Source organism: Magnetococcales bacterium, assembly GCA_015231755.1.
In the GTDB taxonomy this organism is placed as follows: domain Bacteria; phylum Pseudomonadota; class Magnetococcia; order Magnetococcales; family Magnetaquicoccaceae; genus Magnetaquiglobus.
This window is the reverse complement of record JADGAZ010000002.1, coordinates 144,023-161,081: the sequence shown is the minus strand read 5'-3', so window position 1 is coordinate 161,081 and position 17,059 is coordinate 144,023. Positions and strand designations below refer to the sequence as shown.

12 protein-coding genes are annotated in these 17,059 nt (G+C 60.3%); 10 read left to right on the top strand and 2 right to left on the bottom strand.

Going from position 1 to position 17,059, the window contains the following annotated elements; genetic code table 11:
* Nucleotides 1–110: 110 nt before the first annotated feature.
* From HQL98_02085 to HQL98_02075, 3 genes are read left to right on the top strand one after another with little or no spacing between them, the layout of a single operon-like run.
* Entirely contained in the window at nucleotides 111–4,367 is a 4,257-nt protein-coding gene (locus tag HQL98_02085) for a phosphoenolpyruvate synthase (protein MBF0270852.1), read from the top strand.
* Nucleotides 4,368–4,393: 26 nt separating this feature from the next.
* Nucleotides 4,394–5,638, top strand: a complete 1,245-nt coding sequence (locus HQL98_02080; GenBank protein ID MBF0270851.1) for a glyceraldehyde-3-phosphate dehydrogenase — start codon at nucleotides 4,394–4,396, stop codon at nucleotides 5,636–5,638.
* 38 nt (nucleotides 5,639–5,676) lie between these two features.
* Nucleotides 5,677–6,360 carry a hypothetical protein gene (locus HQL98_02075; GenBank protein MBF0270850.1) on the top strand — a complete coding sequence of 228 codons (684 nt, stop codon included), beginning with the start codon at nucleotides 5,677–5,679 and terminating at the stop codon, nucleotides 6,358–6,360.
* Nucleotides 6,361–6,549: 189 nt separating this feature from the next.
* Here HQL98_02075 and HQL98_02070 read toward each other — a convergent pair whose 3' ends face one another.
* Nucleotides 6,550–7,215 (bottom strand): rhodanese-like domain-containing protein, encoded by a 666-nt coding sequence (locus tag HQL98_02070; protein ID MBF0270849.1) that lies wholly within the window; start codon nucleotides 7,213–7,215, stop codon nucleotides 6,550–6,552.
* A 355-nt stretch (nucleotides 7,216–7,570) separates the two neighbouring features.
* Between HQL98_02070 and HQL98_02065 the strand changes: the two genes are divergently transcribed.
* Together HQL98_02065 and HQL98_02060 are read left to right on the top strand one after the other, a co-directional pair.
* Entirely contained in the window at nucleotides 7,571–9,697 is a 2,127-nt protein-coding gene (locus HQL98_02065; GenBank protein MBF0270848.1) for an adenosylcobalamin-dependent ribonucleoside-diphosphate reductase, read from the top strand.
* A 293-nt stretch (nucleotides 9,698–9,990) separates the two neighbouring features.
* A complete protein-coding gene (locus HQL98_02060; protein MBF0270847.1) occupies nucleotides 9,991–10,668 on the top strand; it encodes a TSCPD domain-containing protein in 678 nt (225 codons plus the stop codon).
* 15 nt (nucleotides 10,669–10,683) lie between these two features.
* On the opposite strand, the gene larE is transcribed toward HQL98_02060, so the two are convergent.
* Nucleotides 10,684–11,520, bottom strand: coding sequence for an ATP-dependent sacrificial sulfur transferase LarE (gene larE, locus HQL98_02055; protein MBF0270846.1), 837 nt, complete (start codon nucleotides 11,518–11,520; stop codon nucleotides 10,684–10,686).
* Between the two features lie 153 nt (nucleotides 11,521–11,673).
* Here larE and HQL98_02050 point away from each other — a divergent pair, with 153 nt between their 5' ends.
* The 5 genes from HQL98_02050 (at nucleotide 11,674) to HQL98_02030 (ending at nucleotide 17,025) form a co-directional block, all read left to right on the top strand.
* Nucleotides 11,674–12,216 carry a YbhB/YbcL family Raf kinase inhibitor-like protein gene (locus HQL98_02050; GenBank protein ID MBF0270845.1) on the top strand — a complete coding sequence of 181 codons (543 nt, stop codon included), beginning with the start codon at nucleotides 11,674–11,676 and terminating at the stop codon, nucleotides 12,214–12,216.
* 248 nt (nucleotides 12,217–12,464) lie between these two features.
* A complete protein-coding gene (flhB, locus tag HQL98_02045; GenBank protein ID MBF0270844.1) occupies nucleotides 12,465–13,535 on the top strand; it encodes a flagellar biosynthesis protein FlhB in 1,071 nt (356 codons plus the stop codon).
* A gap of 17 nt (nucleotides 13,536–13,552) precedes the next feature.
* On the top strand, nucleotides 13,553–14,014 hold the full coding sequence (locus tag HQL98_02040; GenBank protein ID MBF0270843.1) for a regulatory protein RecX: 462 nt from the start codon (nucleotides 13,553–13,555) through the stop codon (nucleotides 14,012–14,014).
* A 63-nt stretch (nucleotides 14,015–14,077) separates the two neighbouring features.
* Nucleotides 14,078–16,732: an alanine--tRNA ligase gene (gene alaS / locus HQL98_02035; GenBank protein ID MBF0270842.1), complete on the top strand. Its 2,655-nt coding sequence runs from the start codon at nucleotides 14,078–14,080 to the stop codon at nucleotides 16,730–16,732.
* Nucleotides 16,729–17,025: a hypothetical protein gene (locus HQL98_02030; protein MBF0270841.1), complete on the top strand. Its 297-nt coding sequence runs from the start codon at nucleotides 16,729–16,731 to the stop codon at nucleotides 17,023–17,025. Before alaS ends, HQL98_02030 begins: the two co-directional genes overlap by 4 nt.
* Nucleotides 17,026–17,059 lie beyond the last annotated feature (34 nt).

The window sequence follows — 17,059 nt, the reverse complement described above, 5'->3', positions numbered from 1 at the left end:
CACCCTGCCGGTGACCGCGATTACAGCCACCACCGTCAAGTATGACAACTCGGAGGCGTTATGAAAAGGAAATTCCCGTTCTTCCAGCCACTCCTTGCGGAGTCGGGGAGATGACCATGGTGACCCGACAGGATACGGCTGGTCAATCCTGGCCGGAATCCAATGCCCTGCGCGCCAATCTCGCCCTCACGGCGGTGGATCGGGTGGTCATCGATCCCCGGTTCAGCCTGCTGCTGGAGGTGGTTCAGGGGTTTGCCGGGATCCTCAAGGATCTGGAACGGCTGTTGCGGGAACTCAACCATCCGTTTCGCAACTGGCTGCTGATTCTTCCGGAACTCAAGGGGTTCGTCCTCAAGAACGCCATTCGCTACAGCACCCATCCCCGGGGTCCGGAGAGCTTTTCTTTGTTCGGGGAGTTTTTTTTGCAGGCGGTGGAGGAGGTCAACAAGCCCAACGTCACCCGCATGGCCTTCGACGGACTGACCGCCTATCTGGAAAAACAGGCCAACCTGATCGCGCCGGAACGGTTCTCCGAGTACGCCCCGGCCATGAACCGCATGCTCGCCAGACTGGCGGGACTCTCCACGGATCGCCTGCTGATCCTCTCCCAAAGCCATCACCCCCTGAGACGCACCCTGATCCGTCTGTTGGAACGGGCCTTGGCCAATGACCGGGCCGTGCCCTTCGACTCCGAATTGTGCCGATTGCTGGCCATCCGTTCCCTTTCGGCCACCTATGATCTGTGGCTCGACCAGGCCGATCCCCTCTGGTACACGGTGCGGGGGCATCACGAATGCGACGCCATTTCCCATCGCGCCCTGCGTACCGCCCGCGAGGAGCTGTACACCCTGGCCAAAGAGCAGCCGGATGCCTCCCTGATCGCCCGACTGGCCCTGTTGCCCTCCTATCTCGATATCGTGCGGGGCTACCGGGAGGCGGCGGACGCCCTGGGACGCTTCCAGATCGGCGTGGAACACACCACCGACTCCGAACAACTCGCCGAAGGACGCAAACTGCGCTTTCTGTTCCACATCCTGGAGACCGATGGACTTTCCATGATCCACGAGGAGACCTTGCGGGAGATCAATCGCGCTTTGGCCCATCTGGTGGAACTCAAACAAAGTTATGAGGAGCTGCGGGAGTCGTTTCTCAAGACCTTCGCCTTTCTCAAGGCCAATGTGGTCAAATATCCCCACACCGCCTTGCAGTGCATCGAGGCGCTGGGCATCGAGGTGTTCAAGCGGGACAACAGCCGACTGGTGGAAGCCTTTCTGGAACAGGCGGTCCGCTTCGGCTTTCAATACCGTTCCGTCACCGGGGTGGGCAGCGATTGGCAACCCATCTGCAATCCCGCCCACCTGAACAACATCCGCGTCTGGCTCAACCTGATCAACTTGAACCCCAGATGGTGCTCCACCCTGCTGTCGGCCCTGATCATCAATCTCAAGCTCTCCGGCACCTTGATCCGGGATACGGACCTGTTCCAGAAGGAGGTCACCCGCCTGCTCAACGGGGATGTGGCCCCGGTGTTCAATCTGGTCAAGCAGTTTGCCCGTCTGCTGCCGGTCTATTACAACGAAATCGGTGCCGAAGGCGAATTGCGGGTGGTCTCCACCGAACTCGATGAACTGTCCAAACGTCAGGATCGGCTGATCCACTTCCTGCGCAAGGCCTGCCACGTGGAAAGCACCAACCTGATGGTGGATCTGGTGCGGGCCATTCTGGACTTTTGGCGTTCCGGGGAGAAGTCGCGTCTGGCGGGACTGGTCTCCGCCCCGGCCCTGGAGGCGATCCAGGCCCCCGGACCCTGGTTCGACGGGGTTCACCAGGTGACGCGCCATCTCTTCTTGACCCTGGCCATCGAGGATCCCGCCAGTCTGCTCACCCTGCCCCTGGAGACCATCGAACGCACCATCCTGGAGTTGACCGACACCCCGGAGGGAGAACGGCGTCGGGTGTTCCTGCTGACCCGTCTGTATCGCCTGCTCGATCACAAATACCATCCCAGCCGTCACGGGGTGCTGGCCCTGGTGCGCAAGGCCGGAGAGTCGGAAATCGAGGGCATGGAGCGGCTGGCGGAGGTGCTGGAAGCCGGCGAAACCCGGGACGACATCCGGCTCAACGCCCTGCTGGGGGCCATGGAATCCTTGAAACTGGTGATCTTGAGCCGGGAAACCTTTCCGGCCATGGAGGAGATCTATCAAAAGCGCCACATCGCCGTGGATATCCCCTCGGTCTACGGACGCTACCAGGAACGCAAGTTCGACTCCCTGTCGTTGCTGTTCCGACTGGAGGATATGGCCAATGTCCACCTGGAACGGCTGGTGGACCGGATCCCGGAAGGGTTCATCACCCGGGCGGCCTTTTTCAGGATCGACAAGTACATGCAGTTTTATCTGCGGGCCTTGGAACTGGATGGGGTCTCCTCGCGGCGGCTGGAAAACCTGCGGGCGGTGCTGATGCGTTTTCTGGAGCTCAACCAGTTCTCCTTTCACCAGTACCTGGACATCTTCCGCAACTTCTCCGACGCCATCAAGGAGATCATCCACGCCTACTACGTGATCCACCACCGGGACAATCTGGCGGTGATCGTGCCCATGATTCCGGATCTGGCCATGGTGCCCCGTTATGCCGCCTTGAAAGATGCCGAAGGCGCGGTCACCCTGGAACGGATCACCGAATCCTTCATGCGGGATCTGATCGCCGAAACCTTCGGCTTGCAGGCATTCGATCGTTTCGTGTCGCGCATTCTACGCATTCTGACCCGCCAGGAGGGGAAACTGCCCGGCGAGTTGATGAACAAGTTGATGACCTATGACCCGGCCAAGCTGTTTTGTCCCATCCACGATCCGGATCCCCGGGTGCGGGATCTGATCCATCTGGGCAACAAGGGATTCAACCTCACCGAACTGGCCGCCATGGGTCTGCCGGTGCCCGCCGGCGTGATCACCACCACCGAATATTTCCGCTGTCAAGAGGTGGTGCGTTCGTATTCCCTGGCGGGTCGGGACTTCACCCAGCGTCTGCGGGAACGGGTCCACGACATCGAAGAAGAGACCGGTCTGCGCTTCGGCGGGGAGTGCAATCCCCTGCTGCTGTCGGTGCGCAGCGGCGCGTTGATCTCCATGCCGGGCATGATGCAGACCATCCACAACGTGGGCATCAACGAATCCATCGTCCAGGGGTTGGCGGAGTGGTCGGGCAATGCCTTTTTCGCCTGGGACAACTATCGGCGCTTCGTCCAGTCCTGGAGCATGACCTTCGATGTCAACCGGGGATTGTTCACCGACTTGATGCGTCAGGCCAAACGGCGTTGCGGGGTGCGCAAGAAACGGGAGTTCACCCCGGAACAAATGGCCGATCTGGCCCGGGAATACCACCGCACCTCCCGCCGGATCGGCATCGAGATCCCGGAAGATCCCTGGGAACAGTTGCAGGCCGCCATCAATCAGGTGATGGACTCCTGGAACCTCCCCAAGGCCAGAGAGTACCGGCGCATCATGAACATCTCCGACGACTGGGGTACCGCCGTGGTGCTGCAACGCATGGTCTACGGCAATTTACATCGTCAATCCGGCTCCGGCGTGTTTTTCACCGCCCATCCCCACCGCAAACTGGATCGGGTGGTGTTGTGGGGGGATTACGCCACCGGGGATCAGGGGGAGGATATCGTGGGTGGATTGGTCTCCACGGATGCCATCTCCTTGGAACAGTGCCGTTATGACCGCCGGGATCCGGAAACCTGTCTGGAAACCCGATTCCCGGAGATTTATGACGCCTTGCGTTGCGCTGCGAGAAGGTTGATCCTCCAGAGGGGCTGGAACCATCAGGAAATGGAGTTTACATTTGATGGTCCGGGGGTGGAAAATCTTTTTTTCCTCCAGACCCGGGATATGGTCACCGCCAAGGGACGCAACGCGGTGCGGGCGGTGTTTCTGGACTCCCCGGAGCTGCGCTCCAGCCTGCTGACCCAGGGGATCGGCGCCAGCGGCGGCGTGCTGTGCGGATTGGCGGTGTTCAACATGCAAGAGATCGAACGCATGCACGCCAAGGATCCGGATGCGCCTTTGATCCTGATCCGTTATGATACGGTGCCGGAGGATATACGGGAGATCTCCACCGCGGATGGCCTGTTGACCGCCCGGGGCGGCCAGACCTCCCACGCGGCCATCGTCGCGGCCCGTCTGGAGAAGACCTGTGTGGTGGGATGCGAGTTGCTGGTGGTGCGGGAAAGTTCCAGCCGCTGCGAAATCGATGGCGAAGTCATTCAATATGGAGACCCCATCAGCATCGACGGCAACCGGGGGTTGTTGTACAAGGGGTGGCATCCGGTGGCCACGGTCTGGGCGGGTGATGTGGGTTTGTGAGTCAATTCTTATCGGGAGAATCAGTCATGAAATTGGGTATCAATGGCATGGGTCGCATCGGCAAGCTCTCCTTGTGGACCCATGTGGCGCGCAAGCGCTTTTCCGGAATCGTGGTCAATCTGGGCCGCGAAGTGGGCGCAAATCTTCAAGATCTGGCGGAAACGGTCGAAAAGGACAGCACGTATGGTCGCTTGACCCAGTATCTGCACGGTGTGCGCGGCCAACGGGTCATCGAGAATCTCGATGAGGCCACCGGAACCATGACCATCGACGGCGTGCCGGTACGGTTTCTGCGGGCCGGACGCAACCCCAGAGAGATTGCCTGGCGGGAAAACGATGTGCAACTGGTGGTGGATTGCACCGGCGTGTTCATCGATCCCACCCGCTCTTTCGACGCGCCGGAAGGGGCGTTGCGGGGTCATCTGCAGGCGGGCGCCCGCAAGGTGGTGCTGTCCGCGCCCTTCAAGGTGAAAAGCCAGGGACTCGGTATGCCCGACGACGCCGTGACCACGGTGATGGGCATCAACGAAGAGGCCTATGATCCCGCCCGTCACGCCTTGATTTCGGCGGCTTCGTGTACCACTACCTGTCTTTCGTTCATGATGAAGCCGATCATGGATCATTTCGGGGTGGACCGGATTCTGTCCGCCTCCATGGTGACGGTCCACGCCTCCACCAGCAGTCAGACCGTGCTGGACGCGGTGCCGGCGGCGGGAGCCAAGGATCTGCGCAAAAGCCGCAGCATCATGAACAACATCATCCTGACCACCACCGGCGCGGCCAAGGCGTTGCGGCTGGTATTGCCGGAAATGGGGGATGTGGGTTTCATGGCCGAATCGGTCCGTGTCCCCACCACCACCGGCTCCCTGACCATCCTCACCTTGAATCTCCAGTCCGAAAGCCGGGAGCGTCCCATCAACCGCTCCGACATCAACGGCATCTACCAGGAGGCCGCCCAGGGGGCGTACCGGAACTATCTGGCCTATTCGGAGATGCAAAACGTCTCGTCGGACATGATCGGTTTTCCCAAGGCGGCCACGGTGATCGAAGGTCAGGAGACCCATACCCGTACCGCCTTCATCCGGCTGAATCTGGATCGGGTGCCGGGTCTGTCGCCGGAGATCCTGGAAATGCTGGCCAGCCTCCCCAGACATACCCTGGAGGCTCCGGTGACCCAGGTGGTGGTCTATGGATGGTATGACAACGAATTGGGCAGCTACGCCAACATGCTGGGAGACTTGACGGATCATGTCGCCAGCCAGATGATTTGAATACCGGCAATCCGCACTTTCAAGAGGGAGGGTTGAACATGGAAGCAGCGCAAGGAGACGCGGGTGAAACGGTGCCGGTGGAACTGGCACCGCTCATGAGGGGGGATGGGTCGTTGCGTTACGACATTGTGTGCGGCAAGTCCCTGGTCGGGGTGTTGCCTGTCTCCTTGCATCAGGATCCCGCGGTGCGGGTGATGATGGAACTGGCGGAACGGGGGCTGTTTCATCCGTTGTGCGAGGTGTTCGGCAACATCGGGCTGGAGCGGTTCATCGATGCCCGCCGTCAGCTCGGAGAGGCGACCAACGATGCCCGTCTGGCCGTGGAGCCTTTCGGTCCCTTCGTGAAACAGGCTTTGCTGCACACCATTCAGGCCATGAAGGAACGGGAGCCCAAGGCCCGGGCCGCCGAACACCTGATCGCCCAGTCGGATGCGGTGGATCAGCTCTCCCGGGACATGCTCAGTCTGGAATCCCGTTGCGCCTTGGCCGGAGAGTCCCGGCGGCGTCAGAGTTCATGCCGTCAGGAGTATTGGCGGTTGTGGGAGTTGGCGTGGGCGGTGCGCATTTTTTCCGCCGAGGAGCGGGTGATCGAGTCCTTGGAAAAAATGTATGGCCGTTATCCCTGTCTGGAACTGCGGGAGGGGGAACGGCGTAAATTGCAGCTTCCCGGCGGATTGCGGGATCCCCGCCTTCAGGAGGAGGGGGCTGTGGAGTTGTGGTGAGCGTGGTGCGGGGGAGTCCGGTTGGTTTGGGCGTCGCTTGGCGCCGGCTTCCCTGTTCGGGATAAGTCTCCCCCTGGGTCTGTCGTCCCGGGGGGAGATTTTTGCTTTTGGTACGGGTTTTGTTTGATGCGTTGATGCGCCCTGGCGGAGGCGTCAGTGTTTCGTCGGCGCGCCGGATCCGGTTGCGGATCATTTTTCGTCGGCTGGCGGTACCACCGGGAAGCCGAACATTTTCCACATCTGCATACCTCCCCGGTAGTAAAAGACCTTGTCGGCGGGATAGTTCAGCTCCATCAGACCCTGGATGGCCGCGTGGGATTGTCCGCACCAGGGACCGTTGCACCAAATGGCCAGTTTTTTCGCCTTGGTGAAATCCCATCCCCCGTCCGGAGAGTGGACGGCTCCGGTTCGTTTCAGCGCGTTTTCGGTTTCGATGGGATTGGAGCCCAAAGAGGGGGCCAGTTCCGTGTAGGGGATGTTGATCGAACCGGGAATCACGCCCTGGGCGTGCCAGTCCGGGGTGCGGGCGTCGATCAGCAGACCGGTCCCCTTGTTGACTTCCTGCATCATGAACTGGATCAGTTCCAACTCGCCGATGGTCTTGACCCCGGGGGCCGCATCGATGGACTGAATGCAAAACGGCGGACAGTTGCGGGAGGTCTTGGCGAAATCCGGTTCGATGACCGCACGGGTATCCTGGTTGCGTTGGACCGTCACCTGCTGTTTGCCGTGCTGAACCGTGAACTTGGCCAGATCCTTGGTGATGTTGACAGGCCCTGCCTCGCCTGCTTGTGGGGAGACCAGCACCAGTGCCATAACCACGAACAGTAACTTCATGATGTGGGGCATGTTCATTTCTGGGCGTTTCCTTCTTGATGTTTGGAGTGCGGCAGGGTCGCTGGGGAACCGGGAGTTTATTTATCGAAAGATTGTATGGTACCATCAGTTTTCTTGGATGCAATTAAAAATTGATCGGTTTGCGTGATTTTCGTTAATACAAAGGTATGTTTCAAAATGGATGTTTCCCATAAGGGGAGGAATCGTTGCCCCCGTTTGCGGTATTTCTGTCCAGGGGGGCATGGACTGATGGCTTCTGGCCTGCAAGGGTTCTCTTGTCCCATGGGGCGGGTTTGATGATAGGCTGAGAAGCATTCCGTTTGTTAGTGGTTTTAGAATGTCAGAATATTATTATTCTCTTAAGGATGGTCTTATGTCCAATCGTGCTGCCGACAATCATGGGGTTTCCCGGGAAGGGATCGCCATGCAACCTGCTTCGTTGTCCATCTGGGACAGCAAATATCGCCTGAAGCGTTCCAGCGGCGAGCCGGTGGATGCCTCTGTGGAGGAGACCTGGCAACGGGTGGCCGCGACCTTGGCCAGCGTGGAGAGTCCGGAGAGTCGGGGCCGGTGGGAGGCGCAATTCCTCGACGCCTTGCGGCAGGGGGCGATTCCGGGAGGGCGGATCGTCTCCAACGCCGGAGCCGGCGCCCACAAACCGGCCACCAGCACCATCAATTGTACCGTGTCCGGGACGGTCCGGGACTCCATGGTGGATATCCTCGACATGGTGCGGGAGGCGGGTTTGACCCTCAAGGCCGGATGCGGCATCGGCTATGAGTTTTCCACCCTGCGTCCCCGGGGGGCCTATGTGGCCGGGGCCGGCTCCAGCACCTCGGGGCCGTTGTCGTTCATGGATATCTTCGACGCCATGTGCAAGACCATCTCCTCGGCGGGGGGACGACGGGGGGCCCAGATGGCCACTTTCGACATCTCCCATCCCGACGTGCTGGATTTCATCCGCGCCAAGCGGGAGGATGGCCGTTTGCGTCAGTTCAATCTCTCCTGTCTGATCACCGCGCCGTTCATCGAGGCGGTGAAACAGGATCGGGAGTGGGATTTGATCTTTCCCGCCAATCCCAGCGAACTGGAGGATCCGCAGGTGAAGCTGGTCTATCGCCCCTGGCCGGTGACCACTCCGCCCTACCGCACCAACGATCGGGGAGAGGTGGCCTGTCGGGTCTATCGCCGGCTGCCCGCCAGGCGGTTGTGGGATCTGATCATGACCTCCACCTACGACTACGCCGAACCGGGGTTCATTCTCATCGACAAGGTCAACGAGATGAACAACAACTGGTTTTGCGAGGAGATCCGTTCCACCAATCCGTGTGGCGAACAGCCTTTGCCCCCCCATGGAGCCTGTCTGCTGGGTTCGATCAACCTGACCCGGTTCGTGGATCATCCCTTCACCCCCCAGGCCGGGTTCGACTGGCCCCGGTTTCGGGAGGTGGTGCGGGTGTTCACCCGCATGCTCGACAACGTGGTGGAGATCCACGGTCTGCCTTTGGCCCCCCAGGCCGCCGAAATCGCCCACAAGCGGCGTCATGGCATGGGCTTCATGGGATTGGGTTCGGCCATCGTGATGTTGAACATGATCTATGGGGATGGGGCGTCGGTCCGTTTCACCGAGCAGGTGGCCCGGGAGATGGCCATCGTCGGTTGGGAGGCCGGGGTGGAGTTGGCGCTGGAAAAGGGTCCGGCCCCGATCATGGAGGAGTTGTTCACCGTGGACGAGGTGATGATGGCCAAGCGTCCCCATATGGTCAAGGATGGCATTCGTGTGGGGGATCGGGTGCCGGGGCGGGTGTTGCTGGCCCAATACAGCCATTACATGGCCCAGTTTCCGGCGGCGTTGCGTCAGCGGATTGCCGAACACGGCTGTCGTTTCACCCATCACACCTCCATCGCCCCCACCGGGACCATCGCCTTGTCCCTGGGCAACAACTGTTCCAATGGCATCGAGCCGAGTTTTTCCCATAAATATTCCCGCAATGTGATTGTGGCGGGGAGAAAAACCAAAGAAAAAATCGATGTCTTCTCCTATGAGTTGCTCGCCTATCGCACCTTGATCAATCCGTTGGCGGATCCGTATGTCAACGATGAGGCGGCGCGACTGCCGGAGAATTTCGTGGATGCCAGCGCCATCGCGCCGGAAGATCATGTGGAAATTCAGGCCGCCGCCCAGAAATGGATCGATTCGTCCATCTCCAAGACCATCAACGTGCCGACGGATTTTCCGTTTGACCGCTTCAAGGATATCTATCTCAAAGCTTATGAGAGCGGCTTGAAGGGTTGCACCACGTTCCGTTTCAATCCCGAGGCGTTTCAGGGGGTTTTGGTCAAGAATCAGGATCTGGCCAACACCACCTATCGTTTTACGTTGGAAAACGGTGAAACCGTGGAACTGCGGGGGGATGAGGAGGTGGAGTACGACGGCGAACTGCACACCGCCGCCAATCTCTATGATGCCTTGAAGGAGGGCTATTACGGCAAGCTGTAAGTTGCACCCACTATTGAAAAAAAAGAGGGGGTCTGGGGGATTCATCCCCCAGGAATTTGACTTTAAAAGAAAAAATTGTTTTTTAAAGATTAAATTCAAATTCCTGGGGAAAGAATTCCCCAGACCCCTTCTTTGTTTTTCAATGGTTTGATTGTTTGGGGCACGGGTTAACGTGGCGCGTTCCGGCGTAAATCTTGCTGTGATCTGGTCGACAATCGGGCGGAAGAGCCCTGCCGGTCGATTTCAGGAATCCGGTGTGGCTTGGCGTGGGTATTTTTGACGAGGAATTTTCGATGACGGTCAAGATCCAGAAAAAGATTGTGGGATTCGAGGTGGCGGCCAAAAAAAATGAGGAGGCGGTTTCGACACCGACCCCGGCGCCCGCCCCCGAGCCGGAACCCGAACCCACCACCCAGGCCTCCAAGCCGATGGCGGAGGTGATCCAGTTGCAGCCGGTGCTGCGACGCCCGGAGGATCTGGAGGGAAGCACCTACAAGATCAAGACGCCGCTGTTCGAGCATGCCTTTTACGTGACCATCAACGATATTGTGGTCAACGGCAGAAGGCGTCCATTTGAGATTTTTATCAATTCCAAGAACATGGACAACTTTGCCTGGATCGTGGCCCTGACCCGGGTGATGTCCGCCGTGTTTCGGCATGGGGGGGACGCCACGTTTCTGGTGGAGGAGATGCGTTCGGTTTTCGATCCCAGAGGTGGCTATTTCAAGCCCGGCGGCAAGTATATGCCCAGTCTGGTGGCGGAGATCGGCGAGTGCATCGAACGCCATTTGATGAAAATCGGCATGATGCAACCCCCTGAAATATCCCCGGAATTGGCGGCCAAGCGTCAGGCGGTGGTGGAACGGGGTGGATTGGGCAATGCCCAGTGTCCCAAATGCGGTCAGCTTTCCGTGACCCGTCTCGACGGCTGCGATACCTGTCTGGAGTGCGGCTATTCCAAGTGCGGCTGATCCGGGGGAAACCGGCTATCCCGCCGATATCACCGGAAGGGAACGGTTGAGTTTGCCACTCTGGAACCCTTCCAGATCCAGGGTGACGAACTGAAAACCGCAGGCGCGCACGATTTGACTCACCTGCTGGCGCAAGCCTGTCTCCAACAGTCGGGACATCTCCGGTTCGGTGAGTTCGATGCGGGCGGTCTCACCTTGTTTGCGTACCCGCAGCGTGGTGAATCCCAGGGCGCGCAGACCGTTTTCCGCCTGTTCCACCATGCGCAGGGACTCCACCCGGATCGGTTCGCCGTAGACAATCCGCGACGACAGACAGGGGGAGGCGGGCTTGTTCCAGGTCGTCAGCCCCTTTTTTTGGGAGAGTTGACGGATTTCCGCTTTGGTCAGTCCGGCTTCCAGCAGGGGGCTTGAGACCCCGAAGCGTTTTTTGGCCTGCATGCCGGGTCGGTAATCGTTCAAGTCGTCGGTGGTGCTGCCGTCGAGAACGTGGGCATATCCTTCCTCTTTGGCCAGTTCGGTCAATCGTCCAAACAGATCACTTTTGCAGTGGAAACAGCGATCCGGCGCGTTGCGTGCGAAGTTCGGATCGTTGATTTCGTCGCTGTCGATCAGTCGATGCTGGACATTCCACTGTTGCACCAGATTCAGGACATCCGCCAGATCCCGCGCCGGCATGGTGGGGGAACGGGCCGTGACCGCCAGATGGGCGATTCCCGCCTCCTGCACGGCCCGCACCAAGAAGGTGCTGTCCACCCCGCCGGAAAAGGCCACCAGAACCGTTCCCAGGGTTTTCAGGTGTTCCTGAAGGGCCAGATATTTGCGGTGGGTGTGATCGGAGTCGGATTCGGTCATGGCTGCACGCGAAAAGTGGCCGTTCGGGTTGTGGATGGCGTGTACATTCGGTTGAGTGTACCATATTTTTCATGGGGTGGAAGCAGCCTGGGGGCTGGGTGACCGAATCGTCAGGAATCGAAAACCAAGGAGAGCGGCATGAAAAAGTGGTGGATGGGGTGGATGGTGTCGGGTCTGGTGTGGGGAATGGTCGGCGGGGCCGGAGCCATGGAATTGACCAGCGCCGACCTGCCAGACGGGGGGACTTTTGACCAGAAGTTTATTTTCAAGGGATTTGGCTGCGACGGCGGGAACATCTCCCCGGCTTTGGCCTGGAAGGGCGCACCTCCGGAGACCAAAAGTTTCGCCCTGCTGGTCCATGATCCGAACGCCCCCACGGGCGGGGCCGGATGGTGGCATTGGGTGGTGTATGACCTGCCGGCCTCGGTGACGGCCTTGCCCCAGGGTGCGGGCAAGGGGGATGGCTCCGCCATGGTTCCGGGCGCCAAACAGAGTGGAACCGACTTCGGAGCGCCGGGTTGGGGCGGTCCCTGTCCTCCGGTGGGACATGGCCAACACCCGTATCATTTCACCCTGCATGCCCTCAAGGTCGAAAAGTTGGAGGTCCCGTCGGGAGCCACCGCCTCCCTGGTGGGCTATCTGGTGAATGCCAACTCGTTGGCCCATGCCAGACTCACAGGCCATTACGGGCGCTGATCAAAACCGGATCACGTCACGGGGGCTGACCCGATTCGCGGTACCGTTGCGCTGGATGTGATCAGCCGGGGTGCCGGGGATCGGGTTTTGCAAGATGGCTGGACGGCTGCCCTTTCGATAATGCGGCAAAGGAGTTACAATAATCCGCTGGACACGGGTCTGCTGGTTATTTTAAGGGCAGCAACCGTGTCGAAAGGATGAAAGGTTTCTCTTAATGGTTGGGCCGCGTTCGAGGGAGACGCCGCGTCATGGCCGAAGACGCCGACAACGATTCCAAGACCGAAGACCCCACGGGCAAGCGGCTGGGGGATGCCCGCAACAAGGGACAGGTGGCCAACTCCCGGGAAGTGGGCACCGCTTTGTTGCTGCTCGGGGCCACGGGGGTCTTTTATTTTCACGGCGGGGCGTTCTGGAATGCCCTTCAGGAGAAAATGCGGTTTTTTCTGGGCGGAGCCATCAGCGACGACTTGACCGAACAGGGGGTCGCGGTGTTGATGGACGGGGTCTTGCTGAGTATGCTTGTGGATATGGCGCCGTTCTTGTTGGTCTTTGTTGCGATGGCGTTTTTCGGTTCGGTGGTTCAGCACGGATTTTTGTTCAGCCTGGAACCCCTGACCCCAAAATTTTCCAAGCTCAATCCCTGGACCGGACTCAAGCGTTTGTTTTCCACCCGTTCTTTGGTGGATCTGTTCAAGTCCGTCCTCAAGATGTCCATCATTTCCCTGGTGGTCTACCAGTCCATCAGCGGGAGTCTGCCGGAGATTATGGGCTGGACGGCCACCTCCATCGAGCAGGTGACCATGGCCTTGGGAAAAGACTCCCTGGCTGTGTTGTGGAAAGTGACTCTGGCTTTTTTGGCCTTTGCGCTGTTCGATTACATCTACCAGAAGTTCGAGCATACCAAAGCCTTGCGCATGACCAAGCAGGAGGTCAAGGATGAGCTCAAACAGATGGAAGGCGATCCGCTGGTCAAAAGCCGCATTCGCCAGATCCAGCGGGAGATGGCCCAGCGACGCATGATGGCCGAAGTGCCCAAGGCGGATGTGGTGATCACCAACCCGACCCATGTGGCGGTGGCCTTGCTGTATCAGCAGGGCAAGATGGCCGCTCCCAAGCTGATCGCCAAAGGTCGGGGGCGGGTGGCCGAACGGATCCGGGAAACCGCCCGGGGCAATCGGGTGCCGATTGTCGAGAATCCACCATTGGCGCGTACCTTGTTCAAGGATGTGGATCTGGATCGGGCGATTCCCCATGAGCTGTTCAAGGCCGTGGCCGAGGTGCTGGCCTATGTGTACGGTCTGCGGGGCATGCGGCGGTGATGGAGACCGCGGAAGGCATGACGGCTGAAACCTGTTATGCCCAGGCGCTCCGCTGGCTGGCCCGGCGCAGCTATGGAGAGCAGGAGTTGGCTTGGCGACTGAAAAGTCAGGGCGCCACCGAAGCGCAGATAAACGGCGTGTTGGCCCGCTGTCGGGAGTTGGGTTATCTGAACGATTCGGCCTTCGCCGCCTCCCGGGTGCGGGTGCGGCTGGAACGGGGATGGGGAGAAGGGCGGATCCGGGCCGAATTGCGCTCTTTGGGTCTGGACGCGGCGCTTGTCACCCAGGCGTTGCGGGAGGCCGGAGAGGAATCGGATTCGGTATCGCGGGCCAAAGAGGCGTTGCGTCGCCACTATGGCGCGGAGGGTGTATGGGAACCGTCGGATTTTCGGGAACGCCGCAGACGTTATGCGTTTCTGGCGCGGCGGGGATTTGATCCGGAGGTGATCCAGGCTGCCCTGGATGGAGGCATTCATTGATTTTCAGGATATCTTTTATCAAGCCCGCTCCGCATGGACGGCGCGGGCCGCATCGAGGTGATCATGACGGCTGATGACATTCGCGACCGTTTTGTGTCGTTTTTCCAAAGCAAGGGACATGAGGCGGTAACCTCCTCCAGTCTGGTGCCCGACAACGATCCCACCCTGCTGTTCACCAACGCGGGCATGAACCAGTTCAAGGGGGTGTTTCTCGGTCGGGAGCGTCGTGTCAATCCCAGAGCGGTGAGTGTGCAAAAATGCGTGCGCGCCGGGGGCAAACACAACGATCTGGAAAACGTGGGTCGCACCGCGCGCCATCACACCTTTTTCGAGATGCTGGGAAATTTCTCCTTCGGGGATTATTTCAAGGAGCAGGCCATCCCTCTGGCCTGGGAGTTCGTGACCCGTGAACTGGGTCTGCCCCTCGATCGGCTGCTGGTGACGGTCTACGCCGAAGATCAGGAAGCCTACGACATCTGGCACAACACCCTCGGACTGCCCGCGGAGCGGATCATCCGTATCGCCACCAGCGACAATTTTTGGTCCATGGGTCCGACTGGTCCCTGCGGTCCCTGTTCCGAAATCTTCTATGATCACGGACCCGCCATTCCCGGTGGCCCCCCCGGCACCCCGGATCAGGACGGGGACCGCTTCGTGGAGATCTGGAATCTGGTCTTCATGCAATACGACCGCAGCGCCGACGGCACCCTGACCCCCTTGCCCAGACCCTGCATCGATACCGGAGCGGGTCTGGAACGGCTCGCCGTGGTGTTGCAGGGACGCACCAACAACTACGATTCGGATCTGTTCCAGCCTTTGATGCAGGCGGCGGCCCGTTGGACCGGACAGCCGGATGTGACCCGTGCCACGGACAGCGGGGGAGGGATGTCCCGGGAGACCATCTCGTTGCAGGTGATCGCCGATCACATCCGGGCGGTGGGTTTTCTGATCGCCGACGGGGTGTTGCCCTCCAACGAGGGACGGGGGTATGTGCTGCGGCGCATCATGCGTCGGGCCATGCGTCATGGTCGGCTGTTGGGCACGGAGGAGCCGTTTCTGTTTCGTCTGGTGCCGACCCTGGTGGACAAGATGGGTCGGGTCTACCCGGAACTGGTCGCCCAGCAACAGGCGATCAGCACGGTGGTGGAAAACGAGGAGCGTCGTTTCGTCACCACCCTGGGTTCCGGCATGAAGCTCCTGGATGGGGCCACCGCCACCCTCAAGGCCGGGGATCGTCTGGATGGGGAGGTGGTGTTCACCCTCTACGACACCTACGGCTTCCCGGTGGATCTGACCGCCGACATTCTGCGGGATCGGGGCATCGAACTGGACATGGAAGGGTTCGAGCAACGCATGGCCCGTCAGAAGGCCATGGCCCGGGCCGCTTGGTCCGGCTCCGGGGATGAGGGGATCGCGGCGGTTTATCACGAAATTCTGGCCGATGGGGGAGCGGTCTCCTTCGTGGGTTACGGGGACGAGAGCGCCACGGCCCGGGTGCGGGCGCTGGTGAGCGGGCGGGGATTGGTGTTGTCCCTGAATGCTGGCGAGGAGGGGGGAGTGGTGTGTGATCAGACCCCCTTTTATGGCGAATCCGGGGGACAGGTGGGGGATGCGGGCTGGATCGTGGCCGGGGAGACCCGTTGCGAGGTGACGGATACCCGTCGGCCTGTGGCGGATCTGATCGTGCATCAGGTGCGGGTGGCCTCGGGCACCTTGGCGGTGGGGGATGCGGTCACTTTGACCGTGGACGCAACCCGGCGGCGCGCGGTGCGTTGGCACCACTCCGCCACCCATCTGCTGCACTGGGCCCTCAAGCAGGTGCTGGGCGAGCATGTGAAACAGGCCGGATCCCAGGTGGGACCGGAGCGGTTGCGTTTCGACTTCTCCCACTATCAGGCGGTGACCCCCGAAGAGCTGGAACGGGTCGAATCCCTGGTGAACGGGGCGATTCTGGACAATGCGGCCCAGATCACGGAGGTGATGACCCCGGATGAGGCGATCCGCGCCGGAGCCATGGCCCTGTTCGGCGAAAAATACGGGGATCGGGTGCGGGTGGTGCGGCTGGGGCCGTCGTTGGAGTTGTGTGGCGGCACCCATGTGGCCCGCACCGGGGATATCGGCCTGATGCGCATCGTCTCCGAGGCGGCGGTGGCGGCGGGGGTGCGACGTTTGGAGGCGGTGTGCGGCGAGCGGGCCAGACAGAGCTTTCTGACGGATGCCCGGCTGTTGCAACGGGTGGCGGGCTTGTTGAAACTGCCCCCTGCCGAGGCGCTGGCGGGTGTGGAGAAACTCCTGACCCGACGCGCCGAGTTGGAGCGGGAACTGGAGAAATCCAAATCCGCCCTGGCCGGTTCCACGGTGGACGAGTTGCTGGGTCGTGTCCGAGAAAAGGGTGGCCTGCGCTACTTGGTGGCCGGGGTTTCCGGGGTGGATGCCAAGGGGTTGCGGGATCTGGCGGATCGGATCCGGGATAAGCTTGGTTCCGGCGCGATTTTTCTGGGACTGCCCGAAGAGGGCAAGGTGAGCTTGTTGGCCGGGGTCACCAAGGATATGACGGGGCGTTGCAAGGCCGGAGAGTGGATGCAGGCCGTGGCTCCTGTGGTGGGTGGCAAGGGAGGAGGCCGTCCGGATATGGCGATGGGGGGCGGTACCCGTCCCGAGGCGCTCAATGAGGCATTGGCCGTGGCTACGGCCTGGATCGAGGAGAAATTGGTATGAGCAAGGTGATTGGAGCCACCCAGTACGACTGTCCCCATTGTGGTGTGGCCATGCGGAAATGGGCTGCCGCCGGACATAATTTCTGTGGGGACGGAATGGGATTTGTCAGTGATTTCATGTTCGTTTGTTTCAATGACGAGTGTCCCATGTATGTGAAGGGGTGGAATTCGCTGTTCAACTCCATGGGCCGGGTCGGCTCGGTGCGGGCGTTTTACAATCCAGATGACGGCGACGAAGGGGTGTTGCCCGTGGCGCACAAGGATGCGATGCGCGGGGATATCATCGAGGATTGAATCATGAGGAGGCCGTTTGGCGATTGTCTATGAC